Genomic DNA, 17768 nt, shown 5'->3' with positions numbered 1-17768 from the left:
GAACGTTGTTCGCCTTCTGGGGGCGGTTCGTCTACCGCCATCGCCGCCTTGTTGTCGGCGTGCTGACCTTGATGTTGCTCATCGGCGGCGTGTTCGGCCTCGGGCTGCCCGCCCAGCTGAGCCAGAGCGGCTACGACGACCCGAACTCGGAGTCCACCCAGGCGGCGATCCTGGCCGACCAGACCTTCGGCCGAGACCACTCCAGCGACATCATCCTCGTCTTCACGGCCCCCGCGGGCCTGACGGTCGATGACCCGGCGTTCGCCGAGAAGGTCGCCGGGCACCTCGACCAGGTCAAGGCGGACCACCCCGACACCATCGGGACGATCAACAGCTATTGGTCGCTCAAGACACCGGCCCTCGCCGACCCGACGAAGCACCACGCCTTCGCGAGCGTGGAGTTGACCGGCACCACCGACACGGAGTCGCTGAACCAGTTCAAATCCCTCGAGGACGCCTTCGACATACCCGGCACCACCGTGGAGGTCTCGGGCCTGCAGGCCATCGGCGATGCGCTCGGCACCGGCATGGAGAAGGACACCCTCCGCGCCGAGATCATCGCGCTGCCCCTGGTCGCACTACTGCTGTTCTTCGTCTTCGGCGGCGTCGTCGCGGCCAGCCTGCCGGTTATCATCGGCGTGCTCACGATTGCCGGCGCCACCGGCGCGATGTGGGTGTTGACGCACTTCATCGAGGTCAACACCTTCGCCCAGCCGGTGGTGACGCTGATTGGGCTCGGCATGGCCATCGACTACGGGCTGTTCATAGTGAGCAGATTCCGCGAGGAGATAGCCGAGGGCTATGAGGTGGAGGTGGCGGTCCGCCGCACCGTCATGACGGCCGGTCGGACCGTCCTGTTCTCGGCCACGATGCTCGTCGTCTCGTTCGCGGGCCTGCTGATGTTCCCGCAAGGCTTCCTGAAATCTGTGGCGCTCGGCGGCCTCGCCGCAATCTTCCTCGCCGCGTTGCTCTCCATTACCGTGCTGCCGGCGCTCCTCGGCATGCTCGGCAAGCGGGTCGACGCGTGGGGCCTGCCGTTCCTGCGTCGCACCAAGACGAAGGAGGAGATCGAGAACGGCTTCTGGGGGAAGTTGACCGACTGGGTGATGAAGCACCCGGCCTGGGTCGCCACCCCCATCGTCGTGGTTCTGCTGCTCCTGATCGTGCCCTTCAAGAGCATCGCGTTCGGTGGGCTCAGCGAGACCTACCTGCCCCCGAACAATGAGACGCGCGTCGCGCAGGAGCACTTCGACGAGCTGTTCCCGACCTTCCGCACGAACCCCGTCAACGTCGTCATCACCGGCGCCGACGACCAGCAGTTCATGGACATCGCCCTCCAGGTGCAGCAGGTCGAGGGCTTCACCGGGCCCTTCGTCGCCAAGCCCTCGGTCGACGGCGTCAATATGCTGACCTCCGGCCTGGTCGACTCCGATAAGCCCGGCACCACCATCGACGAACTGCGCGCCATCTCCGCGCCCGACGGCGTCGAGATCCTGGTCGGCGGTGTGCCCGCGATGACGCAGGACACCGTGACCGCGCTCTTGGACCGACTGCCCATGATGCTGATATTCATCGTCTTGGTCACCACCATGCTGATGTTCCTGGCCTTCGGATCGCTGGTGTTGCCAATCAAGGCCGTCCTCATGAGTGCGTTGGGACTCGGCTCGACGCTCGGCATCCTGACGTGGATCTTCATCGACGGCCACTTCTCCGAATTCCTGAACTTCACCCCAGGTCCACTGATGTCCGCGGTGTTGGTGCTGTTGGTGGCGATCATCTTCGGGTTGTCGACCGACTATGAGGTCTTCCTGCTATCTCGAATGATCGAGGCCAGGGAGAACGGCGCGACCACACAGGAGTCCATCCGGGCTGGCACCGCCCACACCGGCCGCATCATCACGGCCGCGGCGCTGATCTTGATCGTCGTGACCGGGGCCTTCGGGTTCTCCGACATCGTGATGATGAAGTACATCGCGTACGGCATGATCGCCGCGCTGGTCCTCGACGCCACCGTCATCCGCATGCTGCTGGTCCCAGCGGTGATGACGCTGCTCGGGGATGACTGCTGGTGGGCGCCGCGCTGGATGAAGCGCATCCAGCACAAGATCGGCCTCGGCGAGGTGCACCTGCCCGACGAGCGCCCCGTCCACCGCGCCGTCGCCGCCAATCAGGTGACGACGATCATTCCGCGGATCACTGCGGACCTGACGCCGGCGTTTGCCGCGGAGCCTCTGGCCCCCCGACGCATCGTCCCCGAGATGCCCGTGGCCCCTGCCGCGCCTGTCGCCACGGCCGCACCGGTGTCGCCCCCGGCTCCGCGGCCGATCCAGCGCCCGACCATCCTCCCGCCCCGCTTCGGCATGCCCGACGCGCCGGGAGCGGGCGGCCCGGCAAATGGCCCAGCGAATGGCCCGGCGAACGGCCCAGCGGGCGGGGCCACCGCGCCGCATGTCGCGCGGTTCCCACTGCCACCGGTCACGCCCTCGGAGCAGCCCAGGTCCGAACCCCTCGCGCCGCCAGCCACGCCACCGCGCCGTGCGCCCAAGCCTGCCGAGCCCCGAGTCACCGAACCCCGAGTCACCGAGCCGCAGGCGCCTGAGCGGTCGGCCACCGAGCCACCCCGTCGGCGGCGGGCGACGCCGCCCGGCAACCTGCCGAGCGATGCCGCTGCCCGCCAGTTCTCCGGCAAGTCGTCCTGGACTGACCGGCCGCAACCGCTGTTCCCCTGGGAGGACCGGCCGACCGCGCCCGCGCGGCGCCCGCTGCCAGCGGCCGGGAATCCCCCGGCGACTACTAGTCCGACCGCCGGCACCCAGCCCGGCGCTCCGCCCGAGGGCAAGCGCCGGCGCCCGACGGAGCCGCCGGCGGAGCCCGCGGCCGAGGGCGGCCAAGACAACCGCCGGCACCGCGACGCCGACAACGCCAAGCAGGTCACCGTCGAAGACCTGCTGCGACGCAGTCGAGAAGACCACGACAAGTAATTCCCAGCATTGACGATGGCCCCGGAGATCTGCTCCGGGGCCATCGCTTATTTAGCGGACAGCGACTACGGTATTTGGCAATGCGCTCTTGATCTGCTGTGCCGAGCTGCCTCGACCACTCTCATCTGCGTCCAGCGAGCCGAGCGAACGGTGTTGGATATGACAGATATCGCGCCCGCACCCGGGGTGGAGCCGACCCTGACTCGGCCCCATCCCGGCACGGGCGGGCTGTCCGGCACCGCCCTGTACCGCATTATCACCACCACCGATCACAAGGTGATCGGCATGCTGTACCTGTTCACTAGCTTCGGGTTCTTCCTCCTTGGCGGGCTGATGGCCATGCTGATGCGCGCGGAGTTGGCCCGGCCGGAGCAGCAGTTCCTCTCGAACGAGCAGTACAACCAGCTGTTCACGATGCACGGCACGATCATGCTGCTGCTGTTCGCCACCCCGGTGCTGTTCGGCTTCGCGAACGCGGTCCTGCCCCTGCAGATCGGTGCCCCGGACGTCTCATTCCCCCGTTTGAACGCGCTGTCGTACTGGCTCTATCTGTTCGGCGGGCTCATCGTCGTCGGTGGGTTCCTCACCCCCGGCGGCGCGGCCGACTTCGGCTGGTTCGCCTATACCCCGCTCTCCGACGCGACCAACTCTCCCGGCGCCGGCGGGGACCTGTGGATCATGGGCCTCGCGCTGGCCGGCGTCGGCACCATTCTCGGCGCGGTCAACATGATCACCACCATCGTGACTCTGCGCGCGCCGGGCATGACGATGTTCCGGATGCCCATCTTCACCTGGAATATCCTGGTCACCTCGATCATGGTGCTGCTCGCATTCCCGGTGTTGACCGCGGCTCTGCTGGCGCTGGAGTTGGACCGGCAGGTGGGCGCGCAGATATACAACCCGGCCAACGGCGGCGCCATCCTCTACGAGCACCTCTTCTGGTTCTTCGGCCACCCCGAGGTGTACATCGTCGCGATTCCGTTCTTCGGCATCGTCTCCGAGGTGTTCCCCGTCTTTTCCCGGAAGCCGGTTTTCGGCTATGTCGGACTCGTGTACGCCACCATCTCCATCGGCGCGCTGTCGATGACGGTGTGGGCACACCACATGTTCGCCACCGGCTCCGTGCTGCTGCCGTTCTTCTCGCTGCTCAGCTACCTGATCGCGGTTCCGACCGGCGTCAAGTTCTTCAACTGGATCGGCACCATGTGGAAGGGGCACTTGACCTTTGAGTCGCCGATGCTGTTCTCCGTCGGCTTCCTCGTGACCTTCCTATTCGGTGGCCTGACCGGCGTCATCCTGGCCAGCCCGCCCCTGGACTTCCACGTCACGGACACCTACTTCGTCGTCGCGCACTTCCACTACGTGCTTTTCGGCACCATCGTCTTCGCCACGTACGCCGGAATCTACTTCTGGTTCCCGAAGATGACAGGCCGGATGCTCGACGAGAAGCTCGGCAAGTGGCACTTCTGGCTGACGTTCGTGGGCTTTCACGGCACGTTCCTGGTCCAGCATTTCCTCGGCAACGCCGGCATGCCGCGGCGCTACGTGGACTACCTGAACACCGATGGGTTCACCGTCCTGAACACGATCTCGACGATCTTCGCGTTCGTGCTCGGCGCCTCGATGCTGCCGTTCCTGTGGAATGTGTTCAAAAGCTTCCGCTACGGCGAGGTCGTCACGGTGGATGATCCATGGGGCTACGGCAACTCACTGGAGTGGGCCACCAGCTGCCCGCCGCCGCGGCACAACTTCACGGAGCTGCCCCGGATCCGTTCCGAGCGGCCAGCTTTCGAACTGCACTACCCGGAGATGGTGGACAGCCTCCGTGCGGAGCGGCACGCGGGCCGCCGCGAACCGCAGCACTCCCACACCATCGAGGAGTAGCGCTCCAGAGCCGAGGTCCCCAAGCCCGTGCCCGACGCGCCAACTGCGGTAGCGTGGGAAAATGAGCGCTCCGCAATTTGACCAGGCCCGCAGGCAGATCGCCGACACCTGCCGAGAGCTGGCCCGCCGCGGCCTCGTGCTCGGCACCGCCGGCAACGTGAGCGTCCGCGTCGCCCGGCCCGGCAGCGCGGAAGCTGATGCGTTTGGGACCTCTGACGCGTTCGCCATCACCCCCACCGGCGGCGACTTCGCCACGATGGAGGCGCACCACGTGGTCCTGGTCGACGCCGACGGCCACGTGCTCGCCGGCGACCTCCAGCCAACGTCCGAATTGGGGCTGCACCTGGGGCTCTATCGCTCCAGCGACACAGGCGCCATCGTCCACACCCATGCGCCGATGGCCACCGCCGTCAGTTGCGTGCTGGACGAGCTGCCCTGCATCCACTACCAGATGCTCGCCCTCGGCGGGGCCATTCCCGTGGCCACCTATGCCACCTTCGGCACCCAGGAGTTGGTGCGCTCGGTCCTCGGCGCCATGGAGGGCCGTCCCGCGGTGTTGATGGCCAACCACGGCGCCCTCACCCACGGGCAGAACCTGGAGATTGCCGTGGCTCATACCCTGCTGCTCGAGTGGGCCTGCGAGATGTATTGGCGCGCGGCAAGTATCGGAAAGCCGCGGGCGCTCGACACCGAGCAGCAGATGGCGGTCATCCGGCAGGTGCTGGTCCGCAACTACGGCACGACGCAGCCCATAGCGGAGGCCGACTGATCCCGCCGGAGTTTTGCGGTCTCGGCACGCGAGCGTGACCGTCCCACTACATTCAGGGACGGCGGATCGCCGGGCGCGAAGACTTGAGGGAGCTGGAGAATTGTCGGATATGCGAGTGGTGACCCTCGGCGTGCACGTGCTCGACGTGTTGGTGCGCCCGGTCCAGTCCATCCCAGAGGGCCAGGGCTCCCAACTGGTGGAGCAGATCAAGATCACCGCGGCCGGCACGGCGGGCGGGACCGCCCTGACACTGGCCAAGCTCGGCGCGCGGGTGCGCACCGCCGGCGCGGTGGGGGCGGATGCCGCGGGCGACATGTTGCTGAGCCTGCTCGAACGCGGCGGCGTCGACACCGCCGCCATGGTCCGCCGAGCGGACGTGCAGACCTCCGCCAGCGTCCTGCCCATCCGCCTCAACGGGGACCGGCCCGCCTTCCACGTAGTCGGCGCCAACGCCGGCTATGGGCTTGACGACGTCCCCTGGGACGCCATCGCCGAGTCCACCCACCTACACCTCGGCGGACCGGAGTTCCTGGGCGGCGAGACCGCGGCCCAGATCCTCGCCTTCGCCCGCGAGCACGGCGTCACCACCTCCGCGGACATCCTCACCGACGGCAATCCGGGCCTGCTCGAGTGGATCTCGCAGGCGCTCCCCCTCCTAGACCACCTGCTGCCGAATGCGGAACAGGTCCTCGGCCTCACCGGCGAGACCACCCTGGCGACCGGCTGCCAGGCGCTGCGCGAGCGCGGGATCGGCACCGTCGTGGCCACGGCCGGCGCGGACGGGGCGCTGGTGGCCGATGCGGACGGTGAGTTCACCGCCCCCGCGCTGGCTGCGCACGTGGTCGACACCACCGGCTGCGGCGACGCCTTCTCCGCGGGATATCTCCGCGGCCTCTCGCTCGGCCAAGCACCGCGCACAGCGGCCGTCCTGGGCAACGCCACCGCCGGGCTCGTCGCCGGGGGGCTCGGCTCCGATCACGGCGATTTCGATCTGGCCCGGGCCCAGCTGCACGCGGCGGGTTGATCCCGAGACGCCAGGCGCACAGAGATTTCAGGACAGTTGCGTGCCCACGCCGATCCGCCGCACTACGGTGATGCGGTGAGCACCTTCCGTCTGCTGGTTTCCCGCGGCTACCAGAGCCGCTGGATTCTCTACATCCTCAGCATGATGGGCGCCAACATCTTCGCCTCCGCCATCGGCACCGTGCTGGTCCGGTGGGTGCTGCCAGTCAAGGCCACCCCTGCCCTGCATGACAACCTCTCCCTCATCTACTCGATCTCCTACGCCTACCTGGGCGTCGGCCTCATCATCAGCGCCATCGCCGCCGCCGCGATGCTGGCCCCGGTCGTCCGCTGGTACGCGCGCGGCGGATCGCCCACCCCCGCGGAACAGTCCGCCGTCATGCTCGCGCCGCTGCGGCAATCCCGGATCCACCTGGCGATCTGGCTCCTCGGCGGGGCGCTGTATGTGGCCCTCACCTACGAGCAGTCGCCCGACTTGGCTGTCGCGTCGGGCGCGGTCGTCACGCTGGTGTCCATCGGCACTTTCGGCACCAGCTACCTGCTCGGCGAGCGGATCCTGCGCCCCGTCGCCGCCCGCGCCCTCTCCGACGGCGAGTTCGCGCCGCACTACGCCCCTGGCGTCAATGTCCGGCTCCTGCTGGCCTGGGCTCTCGGCACCCTGACCCCGGCCGTCGGCGTGCTCGCGCTCGCTCTGGCCGACCTCGGCGGCTTCATCGACGCGACCCCCCAAGCCGTGGGCATCGCAATCATCGTGATGATCGCCTTGACGATGGTCACCTCGCTGCTGCTAACCGCGCTCGTGTCCTCCCAGATCTCCGACCCGATCCGCCAATTGCGCGAGGCGATCCTGCGGCTCGGCCGAGGCGACAAGGACGTGGCGGTCTCCGTCTACGACGGCAGCGAGGTCGGCATGCTGCAGGTCGGCTTCAACCGGATGGTCCAAGATTCCGAGGAGCGGCGCCGCATTGAGCAGCTCTTCGGCCAACACGTCGGCGTGGACGTGGCCCGGCGCGCCATGCGCAACGACACCGTCCTGGGCGGCGAGACCCGGTTCGTCGCAGTGTTATTCGTCGACATGATCGCCTCCACGGCGCTGGCCGCGGCCCGCCCGCCCACCGAGGTGGTCGAGCTGCTCAACCAGTTCTTCCGGGTGGTCGTGGACGTGGTGCACCGCAATGGAGGCTTCGTCAACAAGTTCATCGGCGACGAGGTCTTCGCCGTCTTCGGCGCCCCGCTGCATCGGCCCGACTCGCCCACTGCGGCCCTGCGCTGCGCCCGCGAGCTACACGTGGAGCTGTCCCGACTGACGGGGATCGACGCGGGCGTCGGCGTATCCGCCGGCATCGCGGTGGCCGGCAACGTCGGCTCCGCCGAGCGGTTCGAGTACACGGTGATCGGGGACCCGGTCAACGAGGCCGCGCGGCTTACGGACCTGGCCAAACGTGACCCGTCCCGGGTATTCGCCTCCTCCACGATCCTGGGGGAGGCCGCCGCGGCCGAGCAGAGGTTGTGGACACTCGGTCAGCAAATTCAACTGCACGGGCGTAGCAAGGTCACCCAGATAGCGCATCCCGTCGGGGACTGCGAAGTCCACGAAGTAGTCTGACCAAATGGCCCAGCCCACCGCGACTACCGGCGACTCGGTGCCCCGACACCGGTTCTGGTGGGTAAAATGGGCGTTAGGCGTTGCCCTCTTGACCGTGCTCACCGTCGAGGCGTTCATCATCTGGCCCTCCCTGAGCAAATCCTGGCAGGACCTCACCGAGATCCACTGGGGCTGGGTGGCCGCCTGCATCTTGGCGCAAGCCGCCTCGATGAGCAGTTTCGGTCGGGTCCAAAAAGTACTGCTCGGCGCGGCCGGGGTGAAGATCTCCCAGCTCAAATCGTTGTCCGTCATCTACTCCAGCACCGCGATGAGCCTGACTCTGCCTGCGGGCCAAGTGTTCTCCACCGCGTTCACCTATCGCCGCACCCGCAGCTGGGGCGCATCGCCGGTGGTCGCGTCCTGGCAGGTCGCGATGTCCGGCGTGCTGGCCGCGGCGGGGCTCGCGGTGCTGGGCGTCGGCGGCGCGCTGTTCGTCGGCACCGCCGTGAACCCGTTCACCATCGTGTTCACCATCGTCGGGCTGCTCGCGATGCTCTTCGCCGGCCGCTATGTGGCCTCGCATCCGGACTCTCTCGAGGATCTGGGCCGCTGGGCGCTGCGCGGCTATAACTGGGTGCGCAGCAAGCCCGAGGAGCAGGGCCTCGAGCGCTGGCACGCGATCATCAAGCAGCTCGAGTCCGTGCAGATGAGCAACAAGCACACCGCGGAGGCGTTCGGCTGGTCGTTCTACAACTGGGTGGCGGACATCGCCTGCCTCGGCTTCGCCTGCCTCGCGGTCGGCGCGGAGCCGGGTCTGGCGGGGCTCGCGATCGCCTACGCGGCCGCGAAGGCCGTCGGCGCGATTCCCCTGGCCCCCGGCGGACTGGTCTTCGTGGAGGGCACCCTCATCGCCGCGCTCGTGGCCAGCGGACTCACCAGTGCCAAGGCCGTCGCCGCCGTGCTGATCTACCGCCTCGTCAGCTTCATCCTGGTCGCGATCATCGGCTGGATCATTTTCATCGTCATGTACCGGCTCCAGGACCGCGAGGACCTCCAGGCCGATAAGGACCTCCGGGTGCGCGAACTCGCCGAACTCGCGGATGGCGCAAAAGGCACGGCGGGCACGGAGTCTGAGGCACCGCGCAACGACGAAGCCAGCGGAGCCGAGCCACCCCGATCCGACTAAGTGGGCGCCCCAGCACACAGGAACGCAGTGGCAAGGCTAGCCTAACCGGGTGCACTCGACCGTTGAACGTCCCCTGGCTGCGCCCCGCCCTGCGGCGCCGGCCAGCCTCCGGCGACGTAGGCTCGGCTGGCTGCTCGGCCTGGTGGTGCTCCTCGCCTGCACCATGCTCGCAAGTGTCGCTCTCGGCGCCCGCCCGATGTCGCTGTCGGAGATCGCCGACGGCATCCTGCACGGCGGACAGACGGACACCGCCATCATCATCCGAAGCATGCGCGTCCCGCGGACCATCCTCGGCCTCGTCGCCGGCATCGCCCTCGGCATCTCCGGCGCGCTGATCCAGGGCCACACCCGCAACCCCCTGGCGGACCCCGGCCTGCTCGGCGTCAGCGCCGGCGCCGCGTTCGCCGTGGTCGTGGCAATCTACGTGCTGCGCATCACCAGCCCGTTCCAGTTCCTGTGGTTCGCGTTTCTCGGCGCGGCGGTCGCCTCCGTCGTGGTGTTCGGCCTGGCGTCCCTGGGCGCGGGCCGCTCGAGTCCCCTCAGCCTGATCCTCGCGGGCGCCGCCGTGTCCGCGTTCCTAGGGGCGATCACGTCCGCGGTTGTGCTCATCGATGAGACCAGCCTGGACCAGATGCGGTTCTGGGTCGTCGGCTCCATCTCCCGCCCGGACTACGGAATCATCTGGACCGTCCTGCCCTTCATCGCGGTCGGAGTGCTGCTAGCCATCGTGGGCAGCCCCGGGCTGAACATCCTCAGCCTCGGCGACGACGTTGCCCGCGCCCTGGGCACCAACCTCGCCGCGACACGCGTGCTCGGCATCATCGCCATCACCTTGCTGACCGGCGCCGCGACGGCCGCGTGCGGACCCATCGCGTTCCTCGGCCTCGTGGTCCCCCACGTGGTCCGGGTGTTCACCGGCCCTGATTACCGCTGGATCATCCCGTGCTCCGGGCTGCTCGGCGCCGTGCTGCTGCTGCTGGCGGACACCCTCGGCCGCGTCGTCGACCGTCCCAGCGAGATCCAGGTCAGCATCATCCTCGCGCTCGTCGGCGCGCCGTTCTTCGTCGCGCTCGTGCGCCGCCGGAAGCTGGCGGCGCTGTGACCGCCGAACTGGCAGGGACCACAGAACTGGCGGGGACCACCGAGCTGGCGGGCAAGACCGGGCACCGGACCGTCCCCGGCCGCCCCGGCGTGCGACTCGGCCCCATCTCCCTGGTGTGGCGGCCCCGGCAGGTCCTCGTCACCGCGCTGCTGGTGGCGGCGCTGTTGGCCGTGTTCTGCCTGAATATCGGCCGCGGCGATTTCCCCATCCCACCCGGCGACGTCCTCGCGTCGCTCTTCGGCCACGGCGAGAAGCAATACGAGTTCATCGTGATGGAGTTGCGGCTGCCCCGCTCGCTCATCGGCCTGCTCGTCGGCCTCGGCCTCGGCATCTCCGGCGCGATCATGCAGTCCATCTCCCGCAACGCGCTGGCCAGCCCCGACATCCTCGGCATCACCCAGGGCGCCAGCGTCGCCGCGGTCTTCCTGATCCTCGGCGGCGGGGCCACCTCCGGCGCGCTGGCCGCGTTCGGAGTCCCAGCCGCCGCGCTGCTCGGCGGGCTCGCGACGGCCATCCTGATCTACGTCCTGGCGTGGCGGCGGGGGGTGGACGGGTTCCGGCTGATCCTCATCGGCATCGGGGTTGGGGCCGCCCTGCAAGCGCTCACGGCGTGGATGATCGTCCGCGCCGACATCAACGACGTGGGCCGCGCGCAGGTGTGGCTGACGGGCTCGCTCAACCGGGCGGCATGGTCGCAGGTCGCCCCCACCGCGTGGACGATCGGGATCGTCGCCCTCGTCGCGGTGGCCGGCTCCTTCGCGCTGGCCATCATGCGCCTGGGCGACGACGTGGCCCGGGGTCTGGGCCAGCGGCTGCAGGGCGGCCGCGCGCTGCTCATGCTCGCCTCGGTCATCCTGGCCGCCGTCGCCACTGCCGCGGCCGGCCCCATCGGCTTCGTGGCCTTCGTCGCCCCGCAGGTGGCGCTGCGCCTCCTGCGCTCGCCGGGGCCGCCCATCATCGCGTCGGCCCTGTGCGGCGCGATCCTCGTGGTCGGCGGCGACCTCATCGCGCGCACGGTCCTGCCGGTCGAGCTGCCCGTCGGCATCGTCACCTCCGCCATCGGCGGCCCCTTCCTGCTGTACCTGCTCGTGCGAGCCAACCGAAAGGCGTCGGCATGACCCCCAACCAGGCTCCCGGCCAAACTCCGAGACTGGCCGCCACCGGCCTGCGCGTCGGCTATGGCGACCACACGGTGATCGACGACCTCACCCTGGACATCCCCACGGGCAAGGTCACCACGATTATCGGCCCCAACGGCTGCGGCAAGTCCACGCTGCTGCGCGCCCTGTCCCGCCTGCTCAAGCCCTCGGCGGGCATCGTGCGCCTGGACGGCGCGGATATCCGCGGGATGCGAACAAAGGACGTCGCGAAGCTGCTGGGCCTGCTGCCCCAGGCCCCGACCTCGCCAGAGGGCCTCACCGTCGGGGACCTCGTCAGCCGCGGCCGGCACCCCCACCAGTCCTGGCTGCGCCAGTGGTCCAGCGACGACGAGGACCACGTGGCGGAGGCCCTCGAGCTCACCGGCATACTCGACCTCGCGGACCGGCCCGTCGACGAGCTCTCCGGCGGGCAACGCCAGCGGGTGTGGATCTCCATGACCCTCGCGCAGGGCACGGACCTGCTACTACTCGACGAGCCCACCACCTACCTCGACCTGGCGCACGCCGTCGACGTCCTAGACCTCGTGGACCGGCTGCAGGAGGACCTCGGCCGCACCGTCGTGATGGTGCTGCATGATCTGAACCTGGCCATCCGCTACTCCGACCACCTGATCGTCATGCGCGAGGGGCAGATCATCAAAACCGGCCCGCCCGCCGACGTCATCACGGCCGAACTGCTGCTCGACGCCTTCGGACTCAACGCCGCCGTCATCGAGGACCCCGTCGCCGGCGGCCCGCTGGTGGTGCCCATCGGCACCCGCAACACCGCCCGCGCACGCCGGTGAGCCTCCCCCGCACCCTGCGCATCCCCGCCGACCACCGCGAGGCACGGGTGCGGCCGATCCTCGTCGACCAGGACACGACGCCGCGCCAACTGGTCTTCCGCGTCATCGCGTCCCAGCCGTGGCGCACCGTGCCCGCCGGGCTGCTCGCCGTGGGGCACCAACTCGGCGAGGCGATGGTGCCGATCATCATGGGCCTGGCCATCGACCGTGCCGTGGCCACCGGCGACCGCGGCCAGCTCGTGCTGTGGGTGGCCGCGCTGATCGTGAACTTCGCGGTGCTGTCCTACTCGTACCGGATCGGCTCGCTGATCGGGTTCACCAGCGCGAATATCGTCGAGCACCGCATCCGGCTGCTGGTCGTCGGCCGCCTCCTGCACCCCCGCGGGCTCGGGGGCCGGCGCCGCCAGCCCGGCGAGGCCCTCTCCATCGCGAACTCCGACACCCAGGCCCTGGCGCGGTCGGTCGCGCTAGTCGTCTACCCCATCGGCGAGATCGCGGCCGTACTGTTCGCCGGCATCGTGCTGCTGCTCATCTCCTGGCCGCTGGGCCTGGCGGTGCTGCTCGGCGCGCCCCTGCTCTTCCTCACGATGGACAAGCTCGGCGCACCCCTGCGCCGCCGCAGCGCCACGCGCCAGGCCACCGCCGCCGAGGCCGCGGGCTCCGCCTCCGACCTCGTGTCCGGCTTCCGCGTCATCAAGGGGCTCGGCGCGGAGCGGGCCGCATCCGCCCGCTACGAGGCCACCTCCCAGGCCGCGCTGCGGGCCACGCTCGCCGCCAACCGCTCCCAAGCCGGCTTCACTGGGACGATGGACGCCATCGCCGGGATCTTCCTCGCCGCGATCGCGATCGGCGCTGGCGCACAAGCGATGTGGGGCGATCTCTCTGTGGGCCAGCTCATCATGGTCGTCGGCGTCGCCCAGTTCATTATCGGCCCGATGGGCGCGCTCAGCCGCAACGTCGGCGTCGTGTGGGCCGCCAGCCTCGCCTCGTCCGGCCGGATCCTCGAGGTCCTGCGGCAACCATTCGTGACGGCCCTACCAGCTTTCAACGGGCCCGCGTTCGCAGCCGGTCCCGTCCCCGTCCTGCGCCTCGACGATCTCGCAGGCCTGTCCCTCACGCTCGAGCCCGGCCAGACGATCGTCGTGCGCGCCGACCCCGAGACCACCGAGGCCGTGACCGCGGCGCTGGCCTGCCGCGCGCTCCCTGCCGACGGCGCCATCACCCTGGACGGGCGCGACGCCCTCGACCTTGCCCTGGAGCAGGTGCGGAGCACGGTGCTCGTCGCGGCGCACGACCTCACGCTGTTCGAGGGCACCGTTGCCGAGAACATCGCGCTCGGCACCGGCGGGCCCGCTACTGTCTCCTCACTTGCCACTGCCATCGCCCCCGCCATCCACGCCTCCGCCTCCGATGACGTGCTGCGGGTGCTGCGCGACGGCGCCGAGACCGAGGTCGGCGAGGCCGGCCGGTCGCTGTCCGGCGGCCAGCGCCAACGCGTCGCCCTGGCCCGCGCCCTCGCCGCGAAAGCCCCGGTGCTGGTGCTCGTGGACCCGACCTCCGCCGTGGACTCCGTAACCGAGCAGCGCATCGCCGAGCGCATCCCCGCCGTGCGCGCCGGCCAGAGCACGCTGGTGTTCACCGACTCCCCCGCCTGGGCCGCCGCTGCGGACCGCGTGATCGACCTCGTGGGGGTGCCGGCATGAGCGCGCCTGTCCTGCCCGTCGCCAGCCTGCGCCGGGTGGGAACCCACTGCGCAACGCTCGTGCGCGGCAACCGCCCGGCCCTCCTCTTGACCTTCGTCGTGCTCACCGCGGCGGCGTTCGCCGGCTTGGTGACCCCGTGGGCGCTGGGCCGCGTTGTCGATCTCGTGGAAGACGACACCGCCACCGGCGCGGACCTGGCCTGGCTGGGCGGATCCATGGCCGCCGCCGTGCTCGCCGCCGCGGCGCTCGGGGCCGTCGGCTTCGTCCTCTCCGCCCGGCTCCTCGAGACGATGATCGCGCGACTGCGCGAGCAGATGCTCGACGTCGGCCTGTCCCTGCCGCTGGCCCGTATCGAGGAGACCTCCTCCGGCGACCTCGTCTCCCGCGCCACCGACGACGTCTCCGCGGTCTCGAGCGCAGTCAACGAGACCCTGCCTGCCATCACGGGCGCACTGTTCACGATCGGCGCGACATTCGTCTTGCTGGGCGCGATGGACTGGCGCTTTGCGCTGGCGCTGGCCACGATCCTGCCGTTCCACGCCTTCGCCGTCTGGCGCTACAGCCGCACGGCGCCGGCCATCTACGCCGCCGAGCGCCGCGCGATGGGCGTGCGGGCGCAGCGGGTGCTCACCGCCATCCACGGCGTCGACACCGTGCACGCCTACCAGTCCGGCCCCGCCCGCGTGGAGGACATCGCCCGCAGTTCCTGGGCGGTGGTGCAGCTGTCGATCTCCGCGCGGCTGGTCATCAACCGCTTCTTCGCGCGGCTCAACCTGGCCGAGCTGGTCGGCATGACCGCGCTGCTCGTCGTCGGCTTCACCCTGGTCGACGCCGGCGCGGCCACCGTCGGCGCCACCACCGCCGCGATGCTGCTCTTCCACCGGCTCTTCGGGCCCATCGGCCAGCTGCTGCTGGTGATCGACACCGTCCAGTCCGGCGTGGCCTCCCTGCAGCGCATCGTCGGGGTGATCGACGAGCAGCCCGCCGCGGTGCCGATGAGCCCGCCGGCCCCCGACGCCGCCGCCGACTCGCGCCTGGAGATCCGCGGCGTCTCCCACTCCTACAGCGCCGACCATCCCGTGCTCCGCGACGTCGACCTGACCATCGAGCCCGGCCAGAAGCTGGCGCTCGTCGGCGAGTCCGGGGCCGGCAAGAGCACCCTCGCCGCGCTCGTCGCGGGTGTGCGCACCCCGTCCGCCGGCTCGATCACCCTCGGCGGCGCCATCCTCGGCCCGCAGTCCGCCGGCCGCACCGTCGCCCTAGTCACGCAGGAGACCCACGTGTTCGCCGGGCCGCTGCGCGAGGACGTCCGCCTGGTCGCGCCCAGCGCCTCCGACGACGAGATCCTCGACGCGTTCGAGACCGTCGGCGCCACGGACTGGCTGCGCGCCCTGCCCGACGGGCTCGACACCATCGTCGGCGCCCACGGGCACCGGCTGACCCCAGCCCAGGTCCAGCACCTGGCGCTGGCCCGCATCGTGCTCCTCGACCCCCCGCTGGTGCTGCTCGACGAGGCCACCGCGGAGGCCGGCAGCGCCGGCGCGAGGCAGCTGGACGACGGCGCCCGCGCGGCGCTGGCCGGCCGCACCTCCCTCGTGATCGCGCACCGCCTGAGCCAGGCCGCCGACGCGGACGTCGTCGCGGTCGTCGCGGACGGCCGGATTGTCGAGACGGGCTCCCACGAGGCGTTGGTCGCGGCGGGCGGCAAATACGCGCAGCTGTGGGCGAACTGGACCGCGGGGCGCGAAATCTGAGGGCGGCCGAACACCCATCCTGCGCTTAGGCTAGCCTGCCCTAAGTCTATGGAGGTGTGATGGCCCGCTCAATCCGCACGCGGTCGGTGTACCCGATCTACCGTCGCCAACTCGAGGTCCTCGAGGTGCTCGACCTCACGCCCGGGATGCGCCGGGTGACCCTCGGCGGCGCCGGCCTCCGGGCCCACGACGCCGACGGCGCCCAGGTGCCGGAGTTCCGCAGCACGGGCTTCGACGATGACGTCAAACTGCTTCTCGCACACCCGGAGACGGGCCTGCCGACGCTCCCCGAGCAGCTTGACGGCCGCCTGGACTGGAGCGCCGAGTCCATCGAGCTCGCCCGCACCTACACCGTCCGGGAGTACGACCCGGCTGCCGGACGCGTCGTCGTGGACTTCGTCCAGCACACCGGCGGGCTGGCCGCGAACTGGGCCAACAGCGTCCGGGCCGGGGACCGCCTCGACCTCGCCGGCCCCAAGGGCTCCGCCCCGCTGCCCGACGGCCTGGACTGGCTGATCCTCGCTGGGGACGAGACCGCACTGCCCGCGATCGGCCGCTGCCTGGCGGACGCCCCCGCCGGGCTGGCCATCACCGTGGTCATCGAGGTGGCGCACCCCGAGCACCGCCAGGACCTGCCCACCGCCGCGGACGTCGACATCCGCTGGCTCTACCGCAGCGCGGGCAGCCCGGGACTGGCCGCCGCCGTCCAGGAGCTCGGACCACGGGCCGGCAGCGGCTACGCCTGGGCCGCAGGCGAGGCCAACATGCTGCGCCCCATCCGCCAGCACCTGCGCGCGTACTGCGGCCTGACGAAGGACCGCGTCGAGATCGTCGGCTACTGGCGCCAGCAGGAGGTGACGCCCAACCAGCCCGGCGCTGCCGCTCGCCTGCACGAGATCACCGAGCTGTTGCCCCCGTATGCCATCCGCGTCGCCGCCACCCTGCGCCTCCCGGGCCTCATCGAGTCCGGGGCCAACACCACCGCGGCCCTCGCTGCCGCCACCGGCGCCGATCCCCGCGCGCTGGGCAAGCTCCTGCGCTACCTGTCCACCATCGACGTCGTCGCCACCACCGCGCCCGACGAGTGGGCCACCGCCGCCATGGGCGCCGTGCTCGCCGAGGAGGGCCCCGGGGCGGAGGTCCTCGACCTGCGTGGCGCCGCGTCGCGGATGGACCTGGCCTTCGCTGGCCTGCTCGGGGCTGTGCGCACCGGGTCCGCCGCCCCCTTCGAGGGCGGGGTCTTCACTGCGGCAATCGAATCCGACCGCGTCCTCGGCGACTCTCGGCATGACGGCGTCACCACCCTCGCCGCCTACACCGCCCCACTGCTACCGCAGCGCGTCGACTTCTCCACCGCCACCGCCGTCGCGCTCGCTGGCGAGGCGGCGGGCGTCTGGGCCGACGAGCTGCTGCGCGCGCACCCCGGACTGACGGTGTACCTCGTAGGTCTGCCGTCCGCGCTCGACCGCGCGGTGGCCGACGTCCGAGCGCCGGGAACCGTTGTGCGCCATGAGGGCTCACTGTTCGACGGCACTTTTCCCGCCGTGGACGCCATCGTGCTCGTGGACGTCCTCGACGAGCACGCGGACCGCGATGCCGTCGCGCTGCTGCGCAGGCTCGCGCCCGCCGCGGAGACGCTGCTCGCCGTCACCCAGGTCCTCGACGAGTCTCGGCGCGACGAGCACGACGCCGAGGAGGACCTGCGCCGCCTGTGCTTGTTCGGGGCCGGGCGCCGGACGGCGGCGGAGTTGGCAGCACTAGCCGACGCCGCCGGGCTCGCCGTGTCCGCCAGCGCCATCGGTATGAGCTTCGACCTCGCCCGCTTCACCCGCTAAC

General features: G+C 70.2%; 11 protein-coding genes and 1 pseudogene. All 12 read left to right on the top strand.

The window, feature by feature from the left end:
* Nucleotides 1–5: 5 nt before the first annotated feature.
* Entirely contained in the window at nt 6–2981 is a 2976-nt protein-coding gene (locus tag TBIF_RS15435; protein WP_024795674.1) for an MMPL family transporter, read from the top strand.
* A 159-nt stretch (nt 2982–3140) separates the two neighbouring features.
* Nucleotides 3141–4865 carry an aa3-type cytochrome oxidase subunit I gene (gene ctaD, locus TBIF_RS23755; protein ID WP_051461580.1) on the top strand — a complete coding sequence of 575 codons (1725 nt, stop codon included), beginning with the start codon at nt 3141–3143 and terminating at the stop codon, nt 4863–4865.
* A 61-nt stretch (nt 4866–4926) separates the two neighbouring features.
* The gene (locus tag TBIF_RS15425; protein ID WP_024795673.1) at nt 4927–5634 is read left to right on the top strand and encodes a class II aldolase/adducin family protein; all 708 of its coding nucleotides are present in this window, start codon (nt 4927–4929) and stop codon (nt 5632–5634) included.
* A gap of 109 nt (nt 5635–5743) precedes the next feature.
* Nucleotides 5744–6658, top strand: coding sequence for a carbohydrate kinase family protein (locus TBIF_RS15420; RefSeq protein ID WP_038171499.1), 915 nt, complete (start codon nt 5744–5746; stop codon nt 6656–6658).
* 75 nt (nt 6659–6733) lie between these two features.
* A complete protein-coding gene (locus tag TBIF_RS15415) occupies nt 6734–8263 on the top strand; it encodes an adenylate/guanylate cyclase domain-containing protein (protein ID WP_307810581.1) in 1530 nt (509 codons plus the stop codon).
* Nucleotides 8264–8267: 4 nt separating this feature from the next.
* Nucleotides 8268–9428, top strand: a complete 1161-nt coding sequence (locus TBIF_RS15410) for a lysylphosphatidylglycerol synthase transmembrane domain-containing protein (RefSeq protein ID WP_024795670.1) — start codon at nt 8268–8270, stop codon at nt 9426–9428.
* A 100-nt stretch (nt 9429–9528) separates the two neighbouring features.
* Nucleotides 9529–10530: pseudogene (locus TBIF_RS15405) on the top strand (FecCD family ABC transporter permease); the annotation flags it as partial.
* Nucleotides 10531–10556: 26 nt separating this feature from the next.
* Nucleotides 10557–11648 carry a FecCD family ABC transporter permease gene (locus TBIF_RS15400; RefSeq protein ID WP_372435125.1) on the top strand — a complete coding sequence of 364 codons (1092 nt, stop codon included), beginning with the start codon at nt 10557–10559 and terminating at the stop codon, nt 11646–11648.
* Nucleotides 11645–12475: an ABC transporter ATP-binding protein gene (locus tag TBIF_RS15395; protein WP_024795667.1), complete on the top strand. Its 831-nt coding sequence runs from the start codon at nt 11645–11647 to the stop codon at nt 12473–12475. Before TBIF_RS15400 ends, TBIF_RS15395 begins: the two co-directional genes overlap by 4 nt.
* Nucleotides 12472–14178 (top strand): ABC transporter transmembrane domain-containing protein, encoded by a 1707-nt coding sequence (locus TBIF_RS15390; RefSeq protein WP_051461578.1) that lies wholly within the window; start codon nt 12472–12474, stop codon nt 14176–14178. Before TBIF_RS15395 ends, TBIF_RS15390 begins: the two co-directional genes overlap by 4 nt.
* Entirely contained in the window at nt 14175–15932 is a 1758-nt protein-coding gene (locus TBIF_RS15385) for an ABC transporter ATP-binding protein (protein ID WP_024795665.1), read from the top strand. Before TBIF_RS15390 ends, TBIF_RS15385 begins: the two co-directional genes overlap by 4 nt.
* 59 nt (nt 15933–15991) lie before the next feature.
* Complete coding sequence (locus TBIF_RS15380; protein WP_024795664.1) at nt 15992–17767, top strand: siderophore-interacting protein; 1776 nt, start codon at nt 15992–15994, stop codon at nt 17765–17767.
* The last annotated feature ends 1 nt before the right edge of the window (nt 17768 follow it).

The organism is Tomitella biformata AHU 1821, from assembly GCF_000524475.1.
Classification (GTDB): Bacteria; Actinomycetota; Actinomycetes; order Mycobacteriales; family Mycobacteriaceae; genus Tomitella; species Tomitella biformata.
This window is presented reverse-complemented; position numbering and strand designations above follow the sequence as displayed.

What these genes read in the sequence shown, in the direction of transcription:
- TBIF_RS15410 (WP_024795670.1), top strand. Translation starts at nt 8,268, where the DNA reads ATGGCCCAGCCCACCGCGACTACCGGCGACTCGGTGCCCCGACACCGG.
- TBIF_RS15420 (WP_038171499.1), top strand. Translation starts at nt 5,744, where the DNA reads ATGCGAGTGGTGACCCTCGGCGTGCACGTGCTCGACGTGTTGGTGCGC.
- ctaD (WP_051461580.1), top strand. Translation starts at nt 3,141, where the DNA reads ATGACAGATATCGCGCCCGCACCCGGGGTGGAGCCGACCCTGACTCGG.
- TBIF_RS15385 (WP_024795665.1), top strand. Translation starts at nt 14,175, where the DNA reads ATGAGCGCGCCTGTCCTGCCCGTCGCCAGCCTGCGCCGGGTGGGAACC.
- TBIF_RS15395 (WP_024795667.1), top strand. Translation starts at nt 11,645, where the DNA reads ATGACCCCCAACCAGGCTCCCGGCCAAACTCCGAGACTGGCCGCCACC.
- TBIF_RS15380 (WP_024795664.1), top strand. Translation starts at nt 15,992, where the DNA reads ATGGCCCGCTCAATCCGCACGCGGTCGGTGTACCCGATCTACCGTCGC.
- TBIF_RS15425 (WP_024795673.1), top strand. Translation starts at nt 4,927, where the DNA reads ATGAGCGCTCCGCAATTTGACCAGGCCCGCAGGCAGATCGCCGACACC.